The 19,180-nt window shown below is 42.9% G+C and carries 16 protein-coding genes and 1 other RNA gene; 10 read left to right on the top strand and 7 right to left on the bottom strand.

Annotated features, from left to right (window positions below; all coding sequences use genetic code 11):
* Positions 1 to 34: 34 nt before the first annotated feature.
* Positions 35 to 1,201, top strand: a complete 1,167-nt coding sequence (locus KP803_RS05515; protein ID WP_248007843.1) for an Acg family FMN-binding oxidoreductase — start codon at positions 35 to 37, stop codon at positions 1,199 to 1,201.
* Between the two features lie 83 nt (positions 1,202 to 1,284).
* Here KP803_RS05515 and KP803_RS05510 read toward each other — a convergent pair whose 3' ends face one another.
* Positions 1,285 to 2,601, bottom strand: coding sequence for a hypothetical protein (locus KP803_RS05510; protein ID WP_248007842.1), 1,317 nt, complete (start codon positions 2,599 to 2,601; stop codon positions 1,285 to 1,287).
* Between the two features lie 417 nt (positions 2,602 to 3,018).
* Entirely contained in the window at positions 3,019 to 3,780 is a 762-nt protein-coding gene (locus tag KP803_RS05505) for a UTRA domain-containing protein (protein WP_248007841.1), read from the bottom strand.
* A 246-nt stretch (positions 3,781 to 4,026) separates the two neighbouring features.
* Here KP803_RS05505 and KP803_RS05500 point away from each other — a divergent pair, with 246 nt between their 5' ends.
* From KP803_RS05500 to KP803_RS05475, 6 genes are read left to right on the top strand one after another with little or no spacing between them, the layout of a single operon-like run.
* Positions 4,027 to 5,091, top strand: coding sequence for an ABC transporter substrate-binding protein (locus KP803_RS05500; RefSeq protein WP_248007840.1), 1,065 nt, complete (start codon positions 4,027 to 4,029; stop codon positions 5,089 to 5,091).
* Between the two features lie 9 nt (positions 5,092 to 5,100).
* The gene (locus KP803_RS05495) at positions 5,101 to 5,907 is read left to right on the top strand and encodes an alkaline phosphatase family protein (RefSeq protein ID WP_248007839.1); all 807 of its coding nucleotides are present in this window, start codon (positions 5,101 to 5,103) and stop codon (positions 5,905 to 5,907) included.
* Positions 5,908 to 5,936: 29 nt separating this feature from the next.
* Positions 5,937 to 6,812: an ABC transporter permease gene (locus KP803_RS05490; RefSeq protein WP_345791546.1), complete on the top strand. Its 876-nt coding sequence runs from the start codon at positions 5,937 to 5,939 to the stop codon at positions 6,810 to 6,812.
* Complete coding sequence (locus KP803_RS05485; protein ID WP_248007837.1) at positions 6,799 to 7,620, top strand: ABC transporter permease; 822 nt, start codon at positions 6,799 to 6,801, stop codon at positions 7,618 to 7,620. The genes KP803_RS05490 and KP803_RS05485 overlap by 14 nt, the downstream gene beginning before the upstream one ends.
* Positions 7,617 to 8,636: an ABC transporter ATP-binding protein gene (locus KP803_RS05480; RefSeq protein WP_248007836.1), complete on the top strand. Its 1,020-nt coding sequence runs from the start codon at positions 7,617 to 7,619 to the stop codon at positions 8,634 to 8,636. Before KP803_RS05485 ends, KP803_RS05480 begins: the two co-directional genes overlap by 4 nt.
* A gap of 52 nt (positions 8,637 to 8,688) precedes the next feature.
* Positions 8,689 to 9,351: an HAD family hydrolase gene (locus KP803_RS05475; RefSeq protein ID WP_248007835.1), complete on the top strand. Its 663-nt coding sequence runs from the start codon at positions 8,689 to 8,691 to the stop codon at positions 9,349 to 9,351.
* 10 nt (positions 9,352 to 9,361) lie between these two features.
* Here KP803_RS05475 and KP803_RS05470 read toward each other — a convergent pair whose 3' ends face one another.
* A complete protein-coding gene (locus tag KP803_RS05470) occupies positions 9,362 to 10,252 on the bottom strand; it encodes an AraC family transcriptional regulator (protein WP_248007834.1) in 891 nt (296 codons plus the stop codon).
* Positions 10,253 to 10,304: 52 nt separating this feature from the next.
* Here KP803_RS05470 and KP803_RS05465 point away from each other — a divergent pair, with 52 nt between their 5' ends.
* A complete protein-coding gene (locus tag KP803_RS05465) occupies positions 10,305 to 11,699 on the top strand; it encodes an MATE family efflux transporter (RefSeq protein ID WP_248007833.1) in 1,395 nt (464 codons plus the stop codon).
* A 147-nt stretch (positions 11,700 to 11,846) separates the two neighbouring features.
* On the opposite strand, the gene KP803_RS05460 is transcribed toward KP803_RS05465, so the two are convergent.
* A complete protein-coding gene (locus KP803_RS05460) occupies positions 11,847 to 13,376 on the bottom strand; it encodes a hypothetical protein (protein ID WP_248007832.1) in 1,530 nt (509 codons plus the stop codon).
* A 109-nt stretch (positions 13,377 to 13,485) separates the two neighbouring features.
* The gene (locus tag KP803_RS05455) at positions 13,486 to 14,025 is read right to left on the bottom strand and encodes a CBS domain-containing protein (protein ID WP_248007831.1); all 540 of its coding nucleotides are present in this window, start codon (positions 14,023 to 14,025) and stop codon (positions 13,486 to 13,488) included.
* A gap of 386 nt (positions 14,026 to 14,411) precedes the next feature.
* Here KP803_RS05455 and KP803_RS05450 point away from each other — a divergent pair, with 386 nt between their 5' ends.
* Both KP803_RS05450 and KP803_RS05445 read left to right on the top strand, forming a co-directional pair.
* The gene (locus KP803_RS05450; RefSeq protein ID WP_248007830.1) at positions 14,412 to 15,320 is read left to right on the top strand and encodes a LysR substrate-binding domain-containing protein; all 909 of its coding nucleotides are present in this window, start codon (positions 14,412 to 14,414) and stop codon (positions 15,318 to 15,320) included.
* A gap of 524 nt (positions 15,321 to 15,844) precedes the next feature.
* Complete coding sequence (locus KP803_RS05445; RefSeq protein ID WP_248007829.1) at positions 15,845 to 16,780, top strand: universal stress protein; 936 nt, start codon at positions 15,845 to 15,847, stop codon at positions 16,778 to 16,780.
* A 127-nt stretch (positions 16,781 to 16,907) separates the two neighbouring features.
* Here KP803_RS05445 and ffs read toward each other — a convergent pair.
* Together ffs and KP803_RS05435 are read right to left on the bottom strand one after the other, a co-directional pair.
* An RNA gene (gene ffs, locus KP803_RS05440) (signal recognition particle sRNA small type) lies at positions 16,908 to 17,004 on the bottom strand.
* A 195-nt stretch (positions 17,005 to 17,199) separates the two neighbouring features.
* Positions 17,200 to 19,176, bottom strand: coding sequence for a GGDEF domain-containing protein (locus KP803_RS05435; RefSeq protein WP_248007828.1), 1,977 nt, complete (start codon positions 19,174 to 19,176; stop codon positions 17,200 to 17,202).
* Between the last annotated feature and the right edge of the window lie 4 nt (positions 19,177 to 19,180).

Genomic DNA, 19,180 nt, shown 5'->3' with positions numbered 1-19,180 from the left:
TAAATGGTTTTTTCATTTTTCTAAGGAGAGCATCATGAATCGTCGTAATTTCATAAAAATAGTCGGGCTTGGAGCAGGAGCCGCGGCACTCAGTAGCGCTGTGATCATTAATAATGGTCGTTCAAACTCAAGCGACAACTTTGGCTGGAATGGACCGGACTCAAGCGAAACCGATATTCGAATGCAGGTACTCTCTTACGCGATTCTTTGCCCAAACGCACACAATATTCAGCCTTGGGTTGTCAAAATGACGGGAGCAAACCGCTTCGATTTATTGGTTGATCCTGATCGTTTACTTCCCGAAACCGACCCTATTCATCGTCAGATACACATAAGCCAAGGAACATTTTTGGAAACCCTAGCGATTGCCGCATCGGGGTTAGGTTATGAAGCCAAAATTGACTATTTTCCGCAAGGTATGTACAGCAACACAGAATTAGTCGACAAACCAGTGGCATCGATTGAGCTAATTAAAAGTGACAAAATCACCCCAGACCCACTGTTTGCTTTTTTACTAACTCGACACTCTAATAAGCGTGAATATGGCAATTATTCACTCAGCCCTGCAGAAATGGCTAACTTACAAACATTTGCGGTTGAACAATGTAGTTACCCACTCACAATAACAAGCTCGAGTGAAGACAAGTTAAAATTTGAAAAAATACTCACCGAAGCGATGCAAATAGAAGTAAATGACCGTGGGCGAAGTCACGAAACCATTGCTTTATTTCGCTTTGACCAAGACGAAGTGAACAAATATCGAGATGGATTTGGCGTTTCACAAGCGGGGCTTACTGGAATTAAAAAACTCATGGTTGAAAACTTCGTCCTTTCAAGAGAAAAAACAGAGCAAGACTCAACCGAATTCGATCAACAAGCCGTTATCATGGCTCAAAAAACGGTTTCCACCACAGAAACCTTTGGTTGGATAAGCAGCAAGGGCAATAGCCGCCTTGATCAAGTAATTGTCGGAAGAGACTATTGTAGGCTCAACCTCAAAACCACAGCAATGGGGCTGGCACAGCACCCTATGAGCCAGGTGTTACAAGAGTATTCAGACATGCTTCCGCTACAGGCTGAATTTAAGCAAGCTTTCGGTATCGATGAGAGCAAAACGGTTCAGATGCTATTTCGGTTAGGTAAAGCGGAAAAAACGCCGCACGGACCAAGACGATTGGTTTCAGAACTAGTGAAGAGCTAGAACCAACGGATGAGCTAATAGACAAAAACGGCCACGAACTTTCCGTGGCCGTTTTACTTATACTTTCTAATGAAGGTTTCCAATTAGTGGCGCGTGAACGTCAATGTTTCTTCACTGCCTGATTCAACAATTCTTAATGACAACACATCGCCAGATACCGTAGCAAAAACTTGGTTGTTGGCATTCCCGACAAAATCCGAGAGCCCTGTATCGCCATTTAAATCCGTACCAGAATCAGGGAACGATATGGTCATCTCATTAGTTTGAGCGTTCACCACATAACTGCCCCATTCAACCCCATTGTCTTCATCAGGGTTTTGAGCCGTGCTTAAATCCCTATCCACTTCTGCGTGTACATATGTGCCATCAGATAAGAAAGTAAACATCAACAGCTCATTTTCATTGGTTCCCGAAATGAGCCAAGTACCGACTATTCCATTGTCTACAAGCTTAGCGAACGTAATGGTATCCGTAGCAACAACTGATCCATTTTCATAGTCAGTCACATTAAACGTTAGTGTTTGGTCATTATTACTAAAGGTGAACTTAATGGTTCCACCATCTTGTGAGTTTGCGGTTGCCGAAGTAATGACATCGGTTAATCCAATATCACCATTCTCATCAAAATAAGTGGTTTCACTAAAGAACTCATCAAGTGAGTTAACCTCATACGTCCCCCACTCCATTCCGTTAAGCTCATTAGGGTTTTCAGCGTTTTGTAGATCGGTATCTATTTCTGCATGCGCATACGTACCATCAGCAAAGAATGTGAACATTAATAATTCATTTTCATTCGCACTTGAAACTAGCCAAGTGCCAACAAATTTACCAAATGTGATACCTGCCCCCTGAAGAGTCGACTCAAAATGAGCCAAAGCAGCCGCCTCACTAATCAAGGAGATGGTTGTTGTGTCTTGTCCACCTTGAGCGATCACAGAGAGTACCGTTGTATCACTTTCAAAAACGGAACTGGACACGTCAAAGTCAATGTCTGTCGTTGCAGCATCTTTTACGTCATCAGATATCGTAATTCCGTTGCTCGGGTCGCCATCGGTATCTAATGTTTGAAGGAAACGAATAATATTAACAACCTGATCATCTTCTGGGTCATTGCTGTTTGCAATATCCAAAGGGGTGACAACACCTGAGGCTAGAACGGGAGGGAAAGTAATTGAGCCAATCGAAAAGGTAACAGTCTCCCCTTCTTCATACAGGTAGTTACCATTTGAGTCTGTCACACCAGAAAGCGTTTCTGTCGCATAGTTAATGTTCGCAACAGCTGCATCGATAAACTGGCCAGTTTGTGCGGTTGCTGAGGTACTAGATGAGCTGCCATTACAGCCAACTAGTAGCAACGAACTCCCTAAACCTAATATTAAACCTAAAAGAACTTTATTCATTTTTCTATCCTTAAGCTAACTAACTTGACTATCAAAATAAGAATAGAAGCAGGTTGCATTTACACAAATTCTTAGAAGGAGTCCAACAAACTGATACTTTCTCCAGTTGATTTTTGTAAAATACATGCAATCAATGAGATAAGATCAAAATCACCTGATTTTTTCATTGATATGGTTTCCTCGCCGTGAACCCTATAATTAGACTAGAATATTTATTGATAGATTAAACAATGAGATATCCAGTGTTGAGTTATGGATAGAACAGTTGATAGTTTCTTGCTATTTTTGCAATGGCACTCACAGATTCAAAATCCAGATACGCTCCAAAGTACATTTTCTAACGCCTAATTCGTTGTATTACATTTTATTAAGTAACGTAATTACAATTAGATAGGTAGGCTATCCCCTAATTTTTATTTATTTTTCTTTAATACCTCGCGACTCCCCGCTGTCAATACGAATCATTACACTGTCAGGTCGCCAATACTCCAGTTCACAATCCATCACTTGATCGTCTTGTTTGTAGTTCACTCGGCAGATTTTCAGCACAGGTTGGCCTTCGGAAAGGTTGAGCGCTTTAGCCACATGCAGCGGCGCAGAGGTAGGGATCACATCAAATCGCGAGCGAAGCGTCTCATACCCATACTTTGATTGATAAAGACCCGTCAATGATTGAGTCAGGTTCTCTTCAAGAATATTAGGGAACAATTCGCTAATCAGGCAGTTTTCAACGTACAACACCACCCGCCCATCAATAAAGCGCAGGCGTTCAAACACATAAACAGACGTTATTTTGTCGATAGACAGCGCATCGGAATATTCTCCACTGGCTAACTCGCTTCGAACGTTTAACAGTTGTGTTTCAGCAATTCGGTTTTGATCTTGAATCATGCGATGAAAGTGACAGCGAGACAGCGGGTTGTATCGTATTCGTTCAGACGAAACAAACCACCCTCGGCGCTCTTCTCGATAAATAAGTCCCTCGGTTTCTAAAGAAGTCAGGGCGTCTTTAATGGTAATGCGCGTTGTGGAAAACAGTTCACTCATCTCTCGTTCTGACGGTAACTTTTGCCCCGAGTTAAGGACTTTACTTTGTATCTGCTGCCGAATACTGGTTTTGATCTTGGAGAGCTGGGTTTTTACTTTTAAGGCATGAGTTTGAGTCGTCAAATAAGGCATTACTGACCTAGTCCATTAGTTTTCGGTTCATTAGTTATAGATTGCTGTAGCTATCGAGTTCTTAATTATCAAGAGATACGTTAGAACAAGGAGGTAACAGTTTAATGACACCGATTGGTCCACTTACATGAAACCAAACTGTCATAGAAGCTCAATAAAAACGTCTTTTTAACTGACATAATCTGTAACATTTGCTCCCTAGTATACAAAGCGAACTTACTGACCTAGTCCAGAGGGATAGCGACAATGAACAAAACGTTGACCACTGCTACATTAGCAGCCGCTCTTACTACATCCGTACTTTGTACACCTGCCTTTGCAAAAAAGATGGATGTGGAACAACTCATCGAAGCCGCGAAGAAAGAAGGGGCGGTATACAGCGTGGGTATGCCTGATAGTTGGGCAAACTGGAAAGATACTTGGAAAGACATAAAAACCAATTACGGATTAACACACCAAGATACCGATATGAGTTCAGCGCAAGAGATCGCTAAGTTTGATGCTGAACGCAAGAACGCTACAGCTGATATCGGTGATGTGGGCTTTGCATTTGCTCGTGTCGCAGTTCAAAAAGGGGTAACACAGCCTTATAAACCAACAACATGGAACGACATTCCTGATTGGGCGAAAGACAAAGATGGCCACTGGGCACTCGCTTACACGGGCACTATCTCTTTTATCTCTAACAATAACCTTGTTAAGAATGCCCCAACCTCTTGGGATGACATCTTAAAGGGCGATTATAAAGTAACCGTTGGTAATGTAGGTGTCGCAGCACAAGCAAACAACGCGGTTCTGGCGGCCGCATTTGCTAATGGCGGAAGTGAAGCCGACTTAGACCCAGCAATAGAGTTCTTTGCGAAACTGGCAAAGCAAGGTCGTTTATCATTCACAAACCCAAGTATTGCTAACTTAGAAAAAGGTGAAGTGGAAGTGGCTATCTTGTGGGACTTCAACGCACTTAACTATCGTGACCAAATCAACCGTGACCGCTTTACGGTTAACATTCCACAAGATGGCTCTGTAATTTCAGGCTACACCACCATCATCAATAAGTTCGCTAAAAACCCGAACGCGGCAAAACTCGCGCGTGAGCACATCTTTAGTGACAAAGGGCAAATCAACCTAGCGGAAGGTTATGCGCGCCCTATCCGTACTTCGGTCACTTTGCCAGAATCTGTTCAAGCGAAACTTATCGCTAATGACCAATACGGCAATGTTCACCCTGTCACAGATTTCAAAGCGTGGGAAAAATCGGCACGTAGATTACCTCGTCAATGGCAAGAAAACGTTCTAATCCACCAGCAGTAAGAGGTCTCTATGAGCAATAAGGTTATCCTTGTTGTTCTAGATGGACTGAATTATCAAGTAGCCCGTGAATGCATGGGCTACTTGAACGGTTTAATAGAACAACAAAAAGCAACGCTTTACCCATTGCAATGCGAACTCCCTTCGTTATCAAGGCCATTGTATGAGTGTATACTGACGGGTGTTCCACCTGTTATCAGCGGCATTGTTAATAACGGTGTCTCGCGGTTATCGAATCAAGAGTCAGTCTTTAGCCTAGCGAGATCTCAAGGTCGAATCACCGCCGCAGCGGCCTATCACTGGGTCAGTGAACTCTATAACCGCACGCCGTTTGAAGCCGTTCGCGATCGCTATACAGAAGATGAAACACTCAATATTCAGCACGGACGCTTCTATCACTGGGATCACTACCCAGATGAAGCGCTTTTTCTGGATGCCGAATCATTAAGACTGAATCATCACCCTGATTTTCTGCTCATTCACCCGATGAACATCGACGACATGGGACATAAATTCGGTCTTAATTCTAAAGAATATCGAAATTGTGCACGAGCGGCCGATTCATACCTTTCTAACTATATCGAGGCTTGGATTGATGATGGGTACCAAATCATCATCACAGCTGATCACGGCATGAATAACGATTTATCTCACGGTGGGATATTACCTGAGGAGCGCGAGGTTCCTTTGTTTGTCATTGGTAATCAATTCTCTCATCAGCCAACCGCCATTAAACAGACTGAACTTTGCGGTGTGTGCTGTGAGCTGCTGGGGTTAGAGCACTTCAAACCTTACTCTTCGGAAGTACTAGCATTATGAGCGAATCAGCTTCAACGAACCTACCAGAAATTGGCGCTTCACAGTTAAATGCCCATAAAGGCCAAAAAAATCATCGATGGAACAAGCTTAAACCCGCCTTGTGGCTTGTCCCTTTCATGTTGTTTTTCTATCTATTTCAGATAGCGCCGATGCTTTGGGTTCTGATCAACAGCTTTCTTTATGATGGCGTATTCAGCTTAGAGAACTACCTTGATGTCTTTGACTCAAGCTTCATGATGCAAGCATTTCGAAATAGTATTTGGCTCTCTATTTGGTCAAGTGTCTTTGGTTTAGCCATTGCCGCTATTCTTGTCTCCTCACTTAGGCGAGTAAACACCAAACTCCGCGATGGCGTCATCGCATTTACCAATATGAGCAGTAACTTTGCAGGCGTTCCGTTGGCGTTTGCCTTCATTATTATTTTAGGGGTTAATGGCGCGGTTACGCTGCTGCTCAAGAAGTATGGAATCATCGATGACTTTAACCTTTATGGGCAATGGGGCTTACTTGCCATTTATATCTACTTTCAAATCCCTCTCGGCGTACTGCTGCTTTACCCCGCTTTCGACGCGTTGAGTGATGATTGGCAAGCCGCATCTGCCTTGCTCGGCGCTAAGACTTGGCAGTATTGGACACAAATTGCCTTACCTGTGCTCTCACCTGCGCTATTGGGAACCTTAATTATTCTGATCGCCAATGCCATGGGGGCGTACGCCAGCGTTTATGCATTAACGGGTGGTAACTACAACGTCATCACAATTCGCATCGCGAGCTTGGTTTCTGGCGACCTGTTCCTTGAACCAAATTTAGCGGCCGCTATCTCGGTCATCTTAATTGGGATATTGGCGTTCATTACCATTATCAATCAGTGGCTACTCTCTAGGAGCTACCATGCAAACAAATAGCACCCATCCCCTCAACGATAAATCAGCGCTCTACCATAAGAGCATCGTTTATTCGATTGTTGGCATTATGCTCATCCCCATTTTGGCAACGTTAGTCTATTCGTTGTCATCTACTTGGGGAGCAACCATTTTACCCGATGGATTCACCTTGGATTGGTACATTCAACTGGTCACAGACCCTCGCTTTATCGCCGCTTTCGGTCGCTCACTGGTGGTCTGTGTTGCTGCATTGGCACTCAGTGTTGCCCTTATTCTGCCAACTATTTTTGTCGTGTTTTACTATTTTCCAAAGCTCGATAAATTAATGAACGTGCTCATTCTCTTACCCTTTGCCGTGCCTCCTGTGGTGTCATCGGTTGGCCTTTTGCAGTTATATGCCGATAGCAGTATTCCTATTGTTGGGACGCCGTGGATTCTCATCGGAACCTATTTCACCATTGCTTTACCATTTATGTACCGAGCCATTGCGAATAGTTTCGATGCCATCAACCTCAATGACCTGATGGATGCGGCTCACCTACTTGGCGCGAGCACCACTCAAGCCTTTTTCTACATCATCATTCCAAATCTTAAGAAAGGGTTACTTGCATCGTTATTTCTCTCTTTCTCATTCTTATTGGGTGAGTTTGTCTTCGCCAATATGTTGGTGGGCACACGCTTTGAAACACTACAAATCTATCTCTACAACATGCGGCAAACCAGTGGTCACTTCACCTCAGCGTTAGTGATGACTTACTTCTCTTTCATTTTCTTACTGACATGGCTCGCAAGCCGTTTGAGCAGATCCAATAACGAGGCAAAATCATGAGCTATGTTGACGTTAAACACCTGACAAAACGATTTGGTGCTAATACCGTTTTTGAAAACATCGACTTTAACATCGAGAAAGGTGAATTCATTACTCTGCTTGGCCCTAGTGGTTGTGGGAAATCAACCCTGTTGCGCAGCTTAGCAGGGCTTAACCCAACGGAAAGCGGAGAAATTTGGGTGGCTGGGCAAGATATTACCCACACAGCTCCACAGAAACGTGGAATTGGTATGGTATTTCAGTCCTATGCATTGTTTCCCAATATGACAGTGGAAAACAACATCGCGTTTGGCCTAAAAATGAATCGCCAGTCTAAGGGAGAAATAAGTAGAGAGGTCGCAAAAGTCATCGAACTCGTCGCGTTATCAGGCAAAGAGAAGCAATACCCCCATCAACTCTCCGGCGGTCAACGTCAACGAGTGGCACTGGCGAGGGCATTAGTCGTAAGGCCACGAATTCTTCTTCTTGATGAGCCTTTGTCTGCCCTGGATGCGAAGATAAGAAAACACTTAAGACAACAAATTCGAGATATTCAAAAAGAGCTGAACTTAACCACGGTTTTTGTCACCCATGATCAGGAAGAAGCGATGATCATGTCCGACCGAATTTTCTTAATGAACCAAGGCCAGATTGTCCAACAAGGTGCGCCTGAGTCCATCTATACACAACCTGTCAACGAATTTGTCGCAGGTTTTATGGGCCACTACAACCTCATTGATTCCGAGACAGCCAAAAGCTTATTTGATCTTGATGTGGCCTCTAAAGTGGCAATTCGCCCTGAATCAATTTATGTCAAAGAAGAAGGTCGACACTACGAGTCACACATTTCTGCGCCACAGATCGCAACGGTTAAAAATCACCAATTACTCGGCAACGTTATTCGTTATCAGGTTGGCATTAACGGTTGTGATTTGACGGTAGACTTATTGAATCGCTCCTCAGAACGACTAATGGCAGGTGGCAGCCAATTGGAGCTGCTTTTCAACCTCAACGAAATCCAAGCTGTTAGCGCTTAATTTTGCCAAAAATAAACATCTGAAATTTAGAATTACTTATAAGGATCTAACCATGTCTCAGCCACTCTATGTTTTCGATATGGATGAAACGCTGTTTGCCGCCGACTGTTCAATGCTATGGAATGCATTTCTAGTCGAAGAAGGGATTGCGACTTCTGAGTCATTTCTTGAAGAAGACAAACGTTTAATGGCACTTTATTCGGCGGGGAAGATGGATATGAAGGACTACTTAACCTTTGCCATGTCTCCTTTAAGTCAGGTTGATATACAGGAAGTTAAGCCATTGGTTAAGCGCTGCATTAGCGAAAAAATTATGCCTTATTTTTATCCGCAAGCTCAAACTCTGCTTGCGCAGCTTAAGCGCGATAATATTGATACCGTGATTATTTCTGCCACAGTGAACTTTATCGTCGCAGAGGTAGCAAACCACATAGGTATTGATACTGCAATGGGTATCGACTTAGTGATTAAGGAGAACCGATACACGGCTACGATTGAGGGTATTCCAACCTACCGAGAGGGGAAAGTGGCGCGATTAGAGCAGTGGTTAAATCAGCAAGAAAAACCATACGATTCGATTCACTTTTACACCGACTCAATCAACGATTTACCTTTGTGTGAACGGGCTGACTTTGCATACTTGGTTAACCCTTGTGAAAGGCTTGCCCAAGTTTCTGAACGCCCACGTTGGCAAACCTTGAATTGGACACTTTAATCATCCCTGATTAGCGCGCAGCTAACTGCTTACGGTATGCTCTGGGAGAAACACCGAAATAGCGCTTAAAACGGTGGCTAAATGCATAGGGATCTTTATAGCCGAGTCGCTGGGCAATCATAGTAATACTCCACTCTTGGTGGTGGAGTAACTCGGCGGCTTTTTCCATTCGTAAGTGAATCAGCCGCTCTTGAGGCGTTTGACCAAAGAGAGATTTCGACAATCGATTAAGCTGCTCTTCACTTAAAAAGCATTGCTGAGAGATCTTTTTCACGCTCCATGAAAGATGCAGCTGTGACTCAATCAAGTTCCAAACACTTCGAACTCGCATCGAGGAATTGGACGGCGAAACTTCTACTTTATTAAGCAGTCTCGAAATCTCACTGCTCAGCAGTTTTCGATAGCTCGCACGACCCGAAATTTCATGATGAAGTAAGCTCATCAAAGACCATACCTGCTCACAATGATGAAACTGAACTACCCGCTGGCCACTTTCAATGATTGAGTGCCATTTATCACTCGGTGAAAGTAATAACCAAACCATCTTCCATTTATTACTATTCTCGCCCAATTCAAAACGAAATGGCATATCCGCTGGCAAAATCACCAGAGAGTTTGCAGGGATCGTCTGACGCTGATCCGCAAGGGTTAACAAACCCTCACCTTTTAGAGTAAAAAGTAAGGTATGAACCGCAACGGACTCTCTTTCGACAATGTAACCATCAACTAGATCCGCCATCCCAGCCATAAAAAAGCCCATGGATTCAAACTCTGGAATCTCAGTTAAACCAAGGAAACGCTCACGACACTCATCAGAAAGAAACACTTGGTCTTGCCACTGCGTTTTTATGTGATCTTGATCGATGACGGATTCAAACAGGTTTTGCTTACTTTCTAACATGTTTTCTTTCTCTTTAGAGCTGTATATTCCTCACTCAGAAAGAGGAATAATTATGAACCATACTACGACTAACCTAAACCACTCTACTTCGTTACCAAGCAACATGCTATCTACTATGGCAAAGCTTGCGTTCCCTGTAGCAATACAAAGTGCACTTGTGGCAGTACTGTCACTTGCTGATGTATTAATGGTCAGTGATCTTGGTATGGAAGCAACGGCGTCTGTGGGAATCGCCTCAAAATGGCTGTTCGTTGCTATCATGATCGCAGCGGGTGTTGGCTCTGCAAATGGTATTCTAGTTGCACAGTATTGGGGGCGAAGCGATAAGTCGTCGGCGAAAACCGTGACTGTCATGGCACTCAAATATGGCGCTAAGCTAATATTGCCAGCAACCATCTTGATCACGCTATTCTCAAGCTCGATCATGCTGCTTCAAACGACAGATACCAAAGTGATTGAACTTGGATCGCAATACCTTTGGTACGCGCTGCCTGTTTTATTGCTCACTCATGTCATCATCGTAATTGAATCGAGCCTAAGATCGAGCGGCGATGCCATGCTCCCTTTATTATTGGCCGCGATTACTATCGCTCTTAATATCGCACTGAACTATGTGCTGATTAATGGTGTGATGATCACAGACAGCTTTGGTATTCCTGCAATGGGCGTCGCAGGTGCGGCGTTAGCGACCAGTATTTCTAGAGCGCTGCAAGTTGTACTGTTTGCGGTCATCTTATATCGACGTCGTCACTGGCTATTTTCCGCCACCGCCCTAGAGTGTGGTGAGAGGCTAATGCGATCATTTAAAGCGCTGGCTGTTCCGACCATGTACAACGCCGTTTTGTGGGCAATGGGCACATTAAGTTACCAAATGATCTTTGGTCACATGGGTACGACTGAGCTTGCGGTATTCAGTATGATCGGGCCATTTGAGCTACTTTGTTACTCCGCTTTTTTTGGCATATCGACGGCTTGTTCTGTCTTGCTTGGTCAAAGCCTTGGGCGTGATGACTTTGAACAAGCAATCGCGATGACACTTTTTTTTATTAAGTTCGTGCTTGCGCTTGGCGTGTCCGTCAGCTTGGCAATCGTCTTAGGTAAAGAACATGTGATTCATTGGTTGAATTTAGACGACCCTGCACTTTATGCACTCGCTTCTCCTGCTCTTGGGTTGTTTGCGATGATCATCTGGCTCCGTATGCTAAATATGGTCATCATTAACGGTATTTTAAGAGCCGGTGGTGAGAATAAGTTCTGCCTAAGAATGGACTTTGTTTCGATGTGGATGGTGGGGATTCCGCTGACTACCATTGGAGCGTTTGTCTTTAACCTGCCCTTTGCTTATGTATTTGCACTCATGCTAGTAGAAGAGGTGGTGAAATTCGCACTCTGTTTCCACCGTTATTTACAACGTACTTGGGTTAATAATTTAACGATTAGTGCATAGAGCATCCACTTTCTTAGCAATTGTCTTCCTCCTTAAATGGAAACAAAAAGAGCGACTCGATTGAGTCGCTCTTTTGCTATTTCAGAACACGGTAGATAATCAATACGCTCTACAGTTAAGCAATATTGTTACCTCAATGTGCTGTTCTTATATCGTCAGTGCCGAATAAGCCACACCGATAAAGCCTAGGCTCGATAGAATCAATACCGCTTTATTCGCCATCACACCGCCATTCTCAGCCGCTTTACCAAACATACCGAATACAAGTGGGTGTACTAGGAATGTCATTGCGAATGTAAAGGTAATAAGACTCGCTGCTGTTGCGCCAAACATACCTTCTTGAACCGCTGCGAACAGACCGAAGTGTGAAAGGCCAGAGGCAGCTGACATTGACGCATGCTCTAGAGACATACCCGCTAAGCTTAAGACAGTAAAGCTACCGAATACCGCCATGATCTGCCAGCCCATAGAGAACTGCATTAAGCCTTTGACTTCTGTTGCTTCACAACCGTTCGCGTTACGCAGGTTTTTCAGTGATAAAGCAACAAATGCTGCGCCCGCAATAATGAGAGGGATTGTCCATTCCACCATGAGTGCATCTTTTTCAGCACTTGCCGCTAGAATCGTAAATACAAAGATGTGGCCTGCAAATGGAATATTAATCATGATTGGTGCACGAGATGACGCCGTTTTACCAAAGTCACCCGCTGTACATGCGCCCGTCAAACCTGAGTGAGAAAGACCACCAGCCATACCTGGCGCTAAGTTACGTAAGTGGTTTGCTTTACCGACAAAGATAAGTAGCGCTAGACCACCGAACATCCAAAAGATTTGACCAGAGAAGCCGTAGATAATGACATTGCTTAGACCTGGAATAGCAAACGCTTCAATCATGTGAGAACCACCGACTAAGAAGCTACCTGCAAGAACCAGAGGGATACCAGCAAACAGTAAAGCATTCATTGTTGGACCTAACTTCCACTTTGGCATCAACATGCCAAGACCAGAAGAAAGAATCATCGCGAAGAAAATCTGCGGAAGACCGATGAACTGAGCAACGATGTTTGAAATCCATAGAGAGGCATTAAGCACAACAATAAGCGCGACCATCTCAACAAGACCTTTACGCAGATACTGCTGCTTATTAGTGATCGTTGCTTTGTTATCGATAAATATGAATGCGATAGCTAAAGAGATGTACGACAGCAGCAAGAACGACTCACCCAATGGGAAAGTGTCACCACGTCCAGAGATAAGCACATCAGCCGTTTGAATACCAATTAGCAGTAAGAACGCACGAACAATGAACGTTAATTGAGTGCTTGAGGTACCAACAATCACTTCTTTAGCTGACGCAATAAAATAGCCTTCATCGTCGAACTTTTGTTTCGAAAGTAGACGCTTTATCTCTTGCCCACCAACAAAAAATGAGGCGATTAATGCGATAACGGTTGTCTGACTCATTAGAACAACAACTGGAAACTCACCTAGACCCGGTGCAGCCATACCACTTTTAACCAGTAACGCACCCAATCCAAGGCCAAACACAACGATCACTAACAATGATGAGTATTTAGTGCCAGCAACAATGGTACGCGAAACCAGTACCATAATCGTCAATGCGACTAGCGCAAGGAAGTAATGGTTTACAGCAGATAGAACGGAAATATGTTCCATTAGAACTCCAAAAATAAAACGATACAAACAACTCACGTGAACCCTATGTGCCTCCAGTGCACTGCATTCCTTTTCTTACGCTAAGGTTCACTGTGAATTCAATTAATAATTACGCCACATTCGCAGGGGCGATATCTTCAACCACCGGGCTAACAGCGTCGTTGAATAATGTGCGAAGGCCTTTCAAAACTTCTTGTCTAGAAACCACGCCCACATACTTACCTTTGTTTAATACGGGTAAAATCTGAGGCTTGCTCACTTTGATTGTTTTTGCACGCTCTTCAACAGACAGTGTTGTCAGTTGAGTGGCATAGCCCATCGCACTTGTTGGGTAGAGCTGATCTTTATCAAGTGCTAGGTATTCCATTACATCTGTAAGACGATCTTCGATATCCATAGTCACGAGATCGGTTTTCATCAAATCACCAACCTTTACGCTGTTTTCTGGAATGTAGTCTTGGCACCACATTTCAACCATCACATCATGAGCTGATAAGAAACCCACTAAGTCGCCCTTTGCATCACAAACAGGTGCACCATTAATGGTGTTTCTCGACAGCAAATCGATTGCCGTTGATAGATTCATATCGACATTCAAGCTAACAGCCTGTGTATTTACAATGTCTCTTACAGTAAGCAAAGCACTCATAACATTCTCCTAAATTAAACCAACACCGTTTATAACTCGTTAATAATTATTGAATTAACAGTCTCTGGTGAGCTGCTGAGGAGAATGTTACTCAGCTTATTTGAATTAGTAAAATTTATTTTAATCATTATCAGTATCAAATTAATTGATACATAAGTCAACGCTACGCAATCTAACTAGCAAGAAAAATTAATATCAAAAATACTGAATTGAAGATCTAAACGGTTGAGATTTGGAGGATTAATATGTAACAAATCCTTAGGTTACCAACTAAAGAAAAATTGATACAATGAAGGCTGTTAATATATAAATTTGATTCACCAACTGATTAATTACTGCACACTTCGTTGTGTGCACCCTACATAATGTAGGTGAAAGGAGTATGAGTGCGATATTCGTTGAAACAATTAGCAGTATTTGATGCTGTCGCTGAGCTAGGTAGTGTCAGCCAAGCAGCAGAAAGACTTTCTGTAACCCAGTCTGCTGCCAGTATGTCTCTAAGTCAGTTAGAAAAGTTATTAGGTCGCGACTTATTTGTGCGCCAAGGCAAAGATATGCGATTAAGCCACTGGGGCAATTGGTTGCGTCCAAAAGCTAAGCGCCTATTACAAGATGCAGAACAAATAGAGATTGGTTTTTATGACCAACACCTATTTAGTGGCAGCATAAACATAGGGGCTAGCCAAACGCCGGCTGAACACTTAGTACCAGAACTCATCAGTAAACTTGATAGTGACTTCCCAGAGATAAGAACGGAAGTAGAAGTTCGCAGTACCAACCGAGTTATTCAAGGTGTCCTCAATTATCAGTATGATATTGGTATTATTGAAGGCCGCTGTGATGATAATCGCACCCATCAAGAAGAATGGTGCCGTGATCACCTTGTGGTTGTAAGCTCTTCCCATCACCCTTACACAAAACACAAACGGGTCAGCCTTTCTCAGCTTGAGCAAGCTCAGTGGGTTTTACGAGAAGGCGGCGCAGGTACGCGTGAGATCTTTGAAAGTGCGATGGTACCTTTAATCCCTGACTTAGACGTATGGCGAGAGCACTCTTATGTTCCCGTTATTCGTTCACTGGTTGCCAACGGTCAATACCTTTCATGCCTGCCTTATCTCGATGTCGCTCCAAACATCGAACGTGGAGAGTTATCTGCTCTTAATGTGCCAGAGTTGAAAATGGACCGTGCCATCTCGTTCATTTGGCGTGCTGATGTCGGTGATCATCCGCTGCTAGAGTGCCTTAAGCGCGAAGCGCATCGTATGATGAAAAACCGTAAAATAATCGATAACTAAACTAAGCACATCATTTAGCGGTAACTTTTCGCTTAGTGAGTTCAATCGATAATATCAACCAGAGTTAAGCCCAGCCTTAGTTCTGGTTGTTTCTTTTTGTTGGCCTTACTTCTACTATCAACTTACGTTAAGACCAACATCAAATTATTTGTTCCATTGAATCGTTATTAACAATCATCCTCCCATACTGCTCTTCATAAAAATAACTGATTCTTAGATTCAATCGAAACATTCAAAATGACAGACCGATAGTTTTGGTGAGTTTTGAGCCATGCACTCGAGACCTCAGTGATATTTTGATTAAGGTCAGGTTAAATTTTCAGCACTTCTATTAACCTGTAATCAGCAGTAAAAATAAACACCGTTAATGAAAATACACTAATGTTAGAGGTAACAAAGCAAGCTAAGTAGTGATATTGATGTAAGTGTTGGAGTCAGTATTGGAATAGAAACTAAATAGCCTACGACCCGCTTGAATCATGGCACTGCTCTCGTATCTAGGAATACTCATAAAGGAGGTAGGTATGACACAATTTAGCAATATTCTTTTTGTAGATCAGGGACTAAACTGTAGTAGTGACTCTCTCGGTCAGTCCATCAAACTTTCTACGCACAATAACGCTGATTTACAGGCACTGATCGTTTGTCCTTCTCTTCCTGAAAACATGTCAGATTACGCCGATACTTACGAACAATCATTATGTGATGGTCTACGTACTCGTATCTGTGACGTAATTTCAAAAAACAACCTTGATAAAAACCCAAATAACTTTCCAATAACGCTCGATAGCGGCGACAAACCCGTTGTTCGTATTATTCGTCATGTACAAAATCAGGAGATTGACCTTGTAATAAAGGAAGCGGAACCAATCGAAGAGAGCAGTAAAGGCTTTAAAGCTATCGATATGATGCTCCTGCGCCAGTGCCCTTCCCCTGTTTGGTTAAGCCGTCCAAACACCAAACCGATGACGAAGCGAAGAGTCGCTGTTGCGATCGATCCAGACATTTCAACATTGGAGCAAAAGAAGCTCTCTTTAAAACTATTGGACGTCGCCAGATCGATTGCCGATAGCAGTGATAGTCGGCTACACATCGTCACTTGCTGGGTGTACCAACTGCAACATTACTTGGACAACCAATCATGGATAAAAATGTCAGACGACGAACTCAATCAAAACATTGAACAGGCACGTTTAGATCATCTTGCAAAATTAAACGCGTTAATTGCAGAGTCTTCTATTGGAGGTGAAAATATCGTACATCACCTTCATGGAGTTGCAGACACCGAGATCCCAAGCTGCGTTCTCGATCTGGGGATTGATGTGTTGGTCATGGGAACCATTGCACGAACCGGGATTCCTGGTGTTGTGATTGGCAATACTGCCGAAAATATTCTACAACACGTTAGCTGCTCTTTAGTCGCACTCAAGCCTAATGAGTTTGTTTCTCCGATTCGATAAACGGCTTATTCTCAATTACAAAAAGGCGTGCGCAATGTCGAGTACGAAACACCTTGAAGAAAGGGGATATTTTTGAATTTTAGATAGCAAAAAGCCGCTCATAAAGAGCGGCTTTTTTAAGGGGCGGAGACCCCAGCCACATCCCGGCACACACGTCGCCTGCTGCGGCTGCTCCCTTCCAGGCCTGACCGAGTTCACAAGTTAGTGTTGCGGGAGGACCAAGGCCTCCATAGATTCTTTTTCTTAGTATTACCTAAGAGCGAGATGGATTATCAGCCATAGCCGATGGCATTGCAAGTCGTATGTGCGTTATTTGCTTTACATCAGAACCAAGTGTTTAGGCTTTAACCAGTTTGTGTAGAAGTGACTCTTTTTCTTACTCTGGATTACTCAACACATACCTGCTTTTCTTAAGTTGCCTATTGATGCCCAAACATAAACTCGCCTTGGCAGACGTTACTGTGCTTATTGCGATACATTTTCTTATCGGCATCGTCCATCGCGCTTTCCAACGACATAAAGCGTTTTCTTGGAGAAGAGACACCGATAGCGAGATAAACATCAAGGTTCAAGCTCTGTTGTAAGTTATGGTAATTTACTTTCGTTAGTTGGTTAATCGTTGCGGTTAGGTGTTTTTCTTGAATAACCCCAACCAATATAAATTCATCCCCGCCGATTCGGTAACAGCTACCACGCCAAACTTTGCGAATTTGATGAGAAACTTGGCGTAAGACATCATCTCCAACCTCATGCCCATAAGTATCATTAATTATTTTAAAGTCATTAATATCCAAATAGATAAGCGTCAGATTAGCCCCAACACCAGCCCGATAGCGTCGATGCAATGCTCTACGGTTCTTTAATCGCGTTAAATTATCGGTGGTTGATTGAACGTGTAAATACATACTCACTATCACCATAAAAGCGATAACAAGTGTAAATAGCCATTGAGCCCTTTGAGCAAACCTTTTTTCCGCTAACAGAATTGAACGCCAATCTGGCTGAAGGTCATATTTGGCTTGAATTTTCTTTATATCGATCATTTGAATCGCTTGGTTAAAAAACGGGACTAGCTTCTCACCCAACTCATTTTTTGGAAAAGCGAATGCGATATTGGCGGTGTAAAAGTCCCCTATTAATGCGTCTTTTTCTATTGGTAATAAATGCTTGCTCTTACGTAACTCGCGATTGAAGTTCGTCTCATTCATCACGATATAGTCAACTTCCCCTTTAAGTAGACCGTTTAGCTTCTCTTCCCGGCTGTTATAAAAGGTAAACTCCTTATTCGGTAAGAGCTGACTAAATAATTCGTGTATAAACCCTTTTTTGATAACCCCAATCCTTTCGACAACCAATTCTGAGACGTTACGATAGACGTTCTCTTTATAGCCCTCTCTTTTAAGTAAAATCGCGTCAGACTGATAGTGCACATCAGAAAAATTCATCAATGCTTTTCGTCTTTCAGAAATAGCGAGTGGCGCCAATATATCAATTTTTTTATTGAGAAGGTCGTCATACATACTTTCCCAACTTTCCTCTTGGGTACTGACTATCTCACAATTAAACATCAGTATTTCACAGCTGCGTTTAACGAGTTCTACACCAATCCCGTGAACATGATTCTGAGTTGTATAAAATGCATAAGGGCTGACATTTTGTAATTTGATTTTCAATGTTCGCGTTAAGTTAAGATCACTTTCAATAATCGATTGTCTTAAGGCTTGAGTCCTTATTTCGAGTTGGTATTTTTCGATGGACTCTCTTAATTGTTTTTGAAATTCAGCAGAGTGAATAAATGATACGAAGCGAGCAAGCAAAACACTATTCTTGCCCGTAGGGGTGATAATCGAGACAGGTTGTATCGAGAGATAATCATTTAACAACTGTGCACCAAAGCCTTTCAAGAGCAGTGGCTTTAGTTGATTGATTGCATCTATAACCCCTTCGACTTGACGAGATTCCAGTAGCTGAACGGCATGATCGTGCCCGTTATATAAAATGATCTCTATTTCTGGATAATTTATAGAAATCAAATCAGAGTAGACTGTTCCCTCTGGAACACCGAGTCGTTTAACCTTCGCTAGATCCAGATTTTGGTAGCTATACAGATAGGTATATTCAATATTGGTGGGTTGCGAGAAATCGAAACGCCTAGAGCGCTCCTCTGTATAAGTTATGTTAGCAGCAAAATCACTATTCCCGTTTTCAATCGAATTCAAGATAGCCTCAAAATTTGGCTGTTGTACGTAATCAAACTTCAAGCCAAAGTTTTCACCAATGGCATCAAACAATACTCTTGTAATGATGTCATCAGCTTCTGTAGACACTGTAAAGTGGGGACGATTCTCAAATGCAGTGACAGAACCACTAACTGAACTCAGTATAATTATGAACATTAGA

Source organism: Vibrio amylolyticus, from assembly GCF_023145695.1.
Lineage (GTDB): Bacteria > Pseudomonadota > Gammaproteobacteria > Enterobacterales > Vibrionaceae > Vibrio > Vibrio amylolyticus.
Note: the sequence above shows the minus strand (reverse complement) of the source record. Positions and strands in the feature narration are given on the sequence as shown.

What these genes read in the sequence shown, in the direction of transcription:
- KP803_RS05515 (WP_248007843.1), top strand. Translation starts at nt 35, where the DNA reads ATGAATCGTCGTAATTTCATAAAAATAGTCGGGCTTGGAGCAGGAGCC.
- KP803_RS05510 (WP_248007842.1), bottom strand. Translation starts at nt 2,601, where the DNA reads ATGAATAAAGTTCTTTTAGGTTTAATATTAGGTTTAGGGAGTTCGTTG.
- KP803_RS05505 (WP_248007841.1), bottom strand. Translation starts at nt 3,780, where the DNA reads ATGCCTTATTTGACGACTCAAACTCATGCCTTAAAAGTAAAAACCCAG.
- KP803_RS05500 (WP_248007840.1), top strand. Translation starts at nt 4,027, where the DNA reads ATGAACAAAACGTTGACCACTGCTACATTAGCAGCCGCTCTTACTACA.
- KP803_RS05495 (WP_248007839.1), top strand. Translation starts at nt 5,101, where the DNA reads ATGAGCAATAAGGTTATCCTTGTTGTTCTAGATGGACTGAATTATCAA.
- KP803_RS05485 (WP_248007837.1), top strand. Translation starts at nt 6,799, where the DNA reads ATGCAAACAAATAGCACCCATCCCCTCAACGATAAATCAGCGCTCTAC.
- KP803_RS05480 (WP_248007836.1), top strand. Translation starts at nt 7,617, where the DNA reads ATGAGCTATGTTGACGTTAAACACCTGACAAAACGATTTGGTGCTAAT.
- KP803_RS05475 (WP_248007835.1), top strand. Translation starts at nt 8,689, where the DNA reads ATGTCTCAGCCACTCTATGTTTTCGATATGGATGAAACGCTGTTTGCC.
- KP803_RS05470 (WP_248007834.1), bottom strand. Translation starts at nt 10,252, where the DNA reads ATGTTAGAAAGTAAGCAAAACCTGTTTGAATCCGTCATCGATCAAGAT.
- KP803_RS05465 (WP_248007833.1), top strand. Translation starts at nt 10,305, where the DNA reads ATGAACCATACTACGACTAACCTAAACCACTCTACTTCGTTACCAAGC.
- KP803_RS05460 (WP_248007832.1), bottom strand. Translation starts at nt 13,376, where the DNA reads ATGGAACATATTTCCGTTCTATCTGCTGTAAACCATTACTTCCTTGCG.
- KP803_RS05455 (WP_248007831.1), bottom strand. Translation starts at nt 14,025, where the DNA reads ATGAGTGCTTTGCTTACTGTAAGAGACATTGTAAATACACAGGCTGTT.
- KP803_RS05445 (WP_248007829.1), top strand. Translation starts at nt 15,845, where the DNA reads ATGACACAATTTAGCAATATTCTTTTTGTAGATCAGGGACTAAACTGT.
- KP803_RS05435 (WP_248007828.1), bottom strand. Translation starts at nt 19,176, where the DNA reads ATGTTCATAATTATACTGAGTTCAGTTAGTGGTTCTGTCACTGCATTT.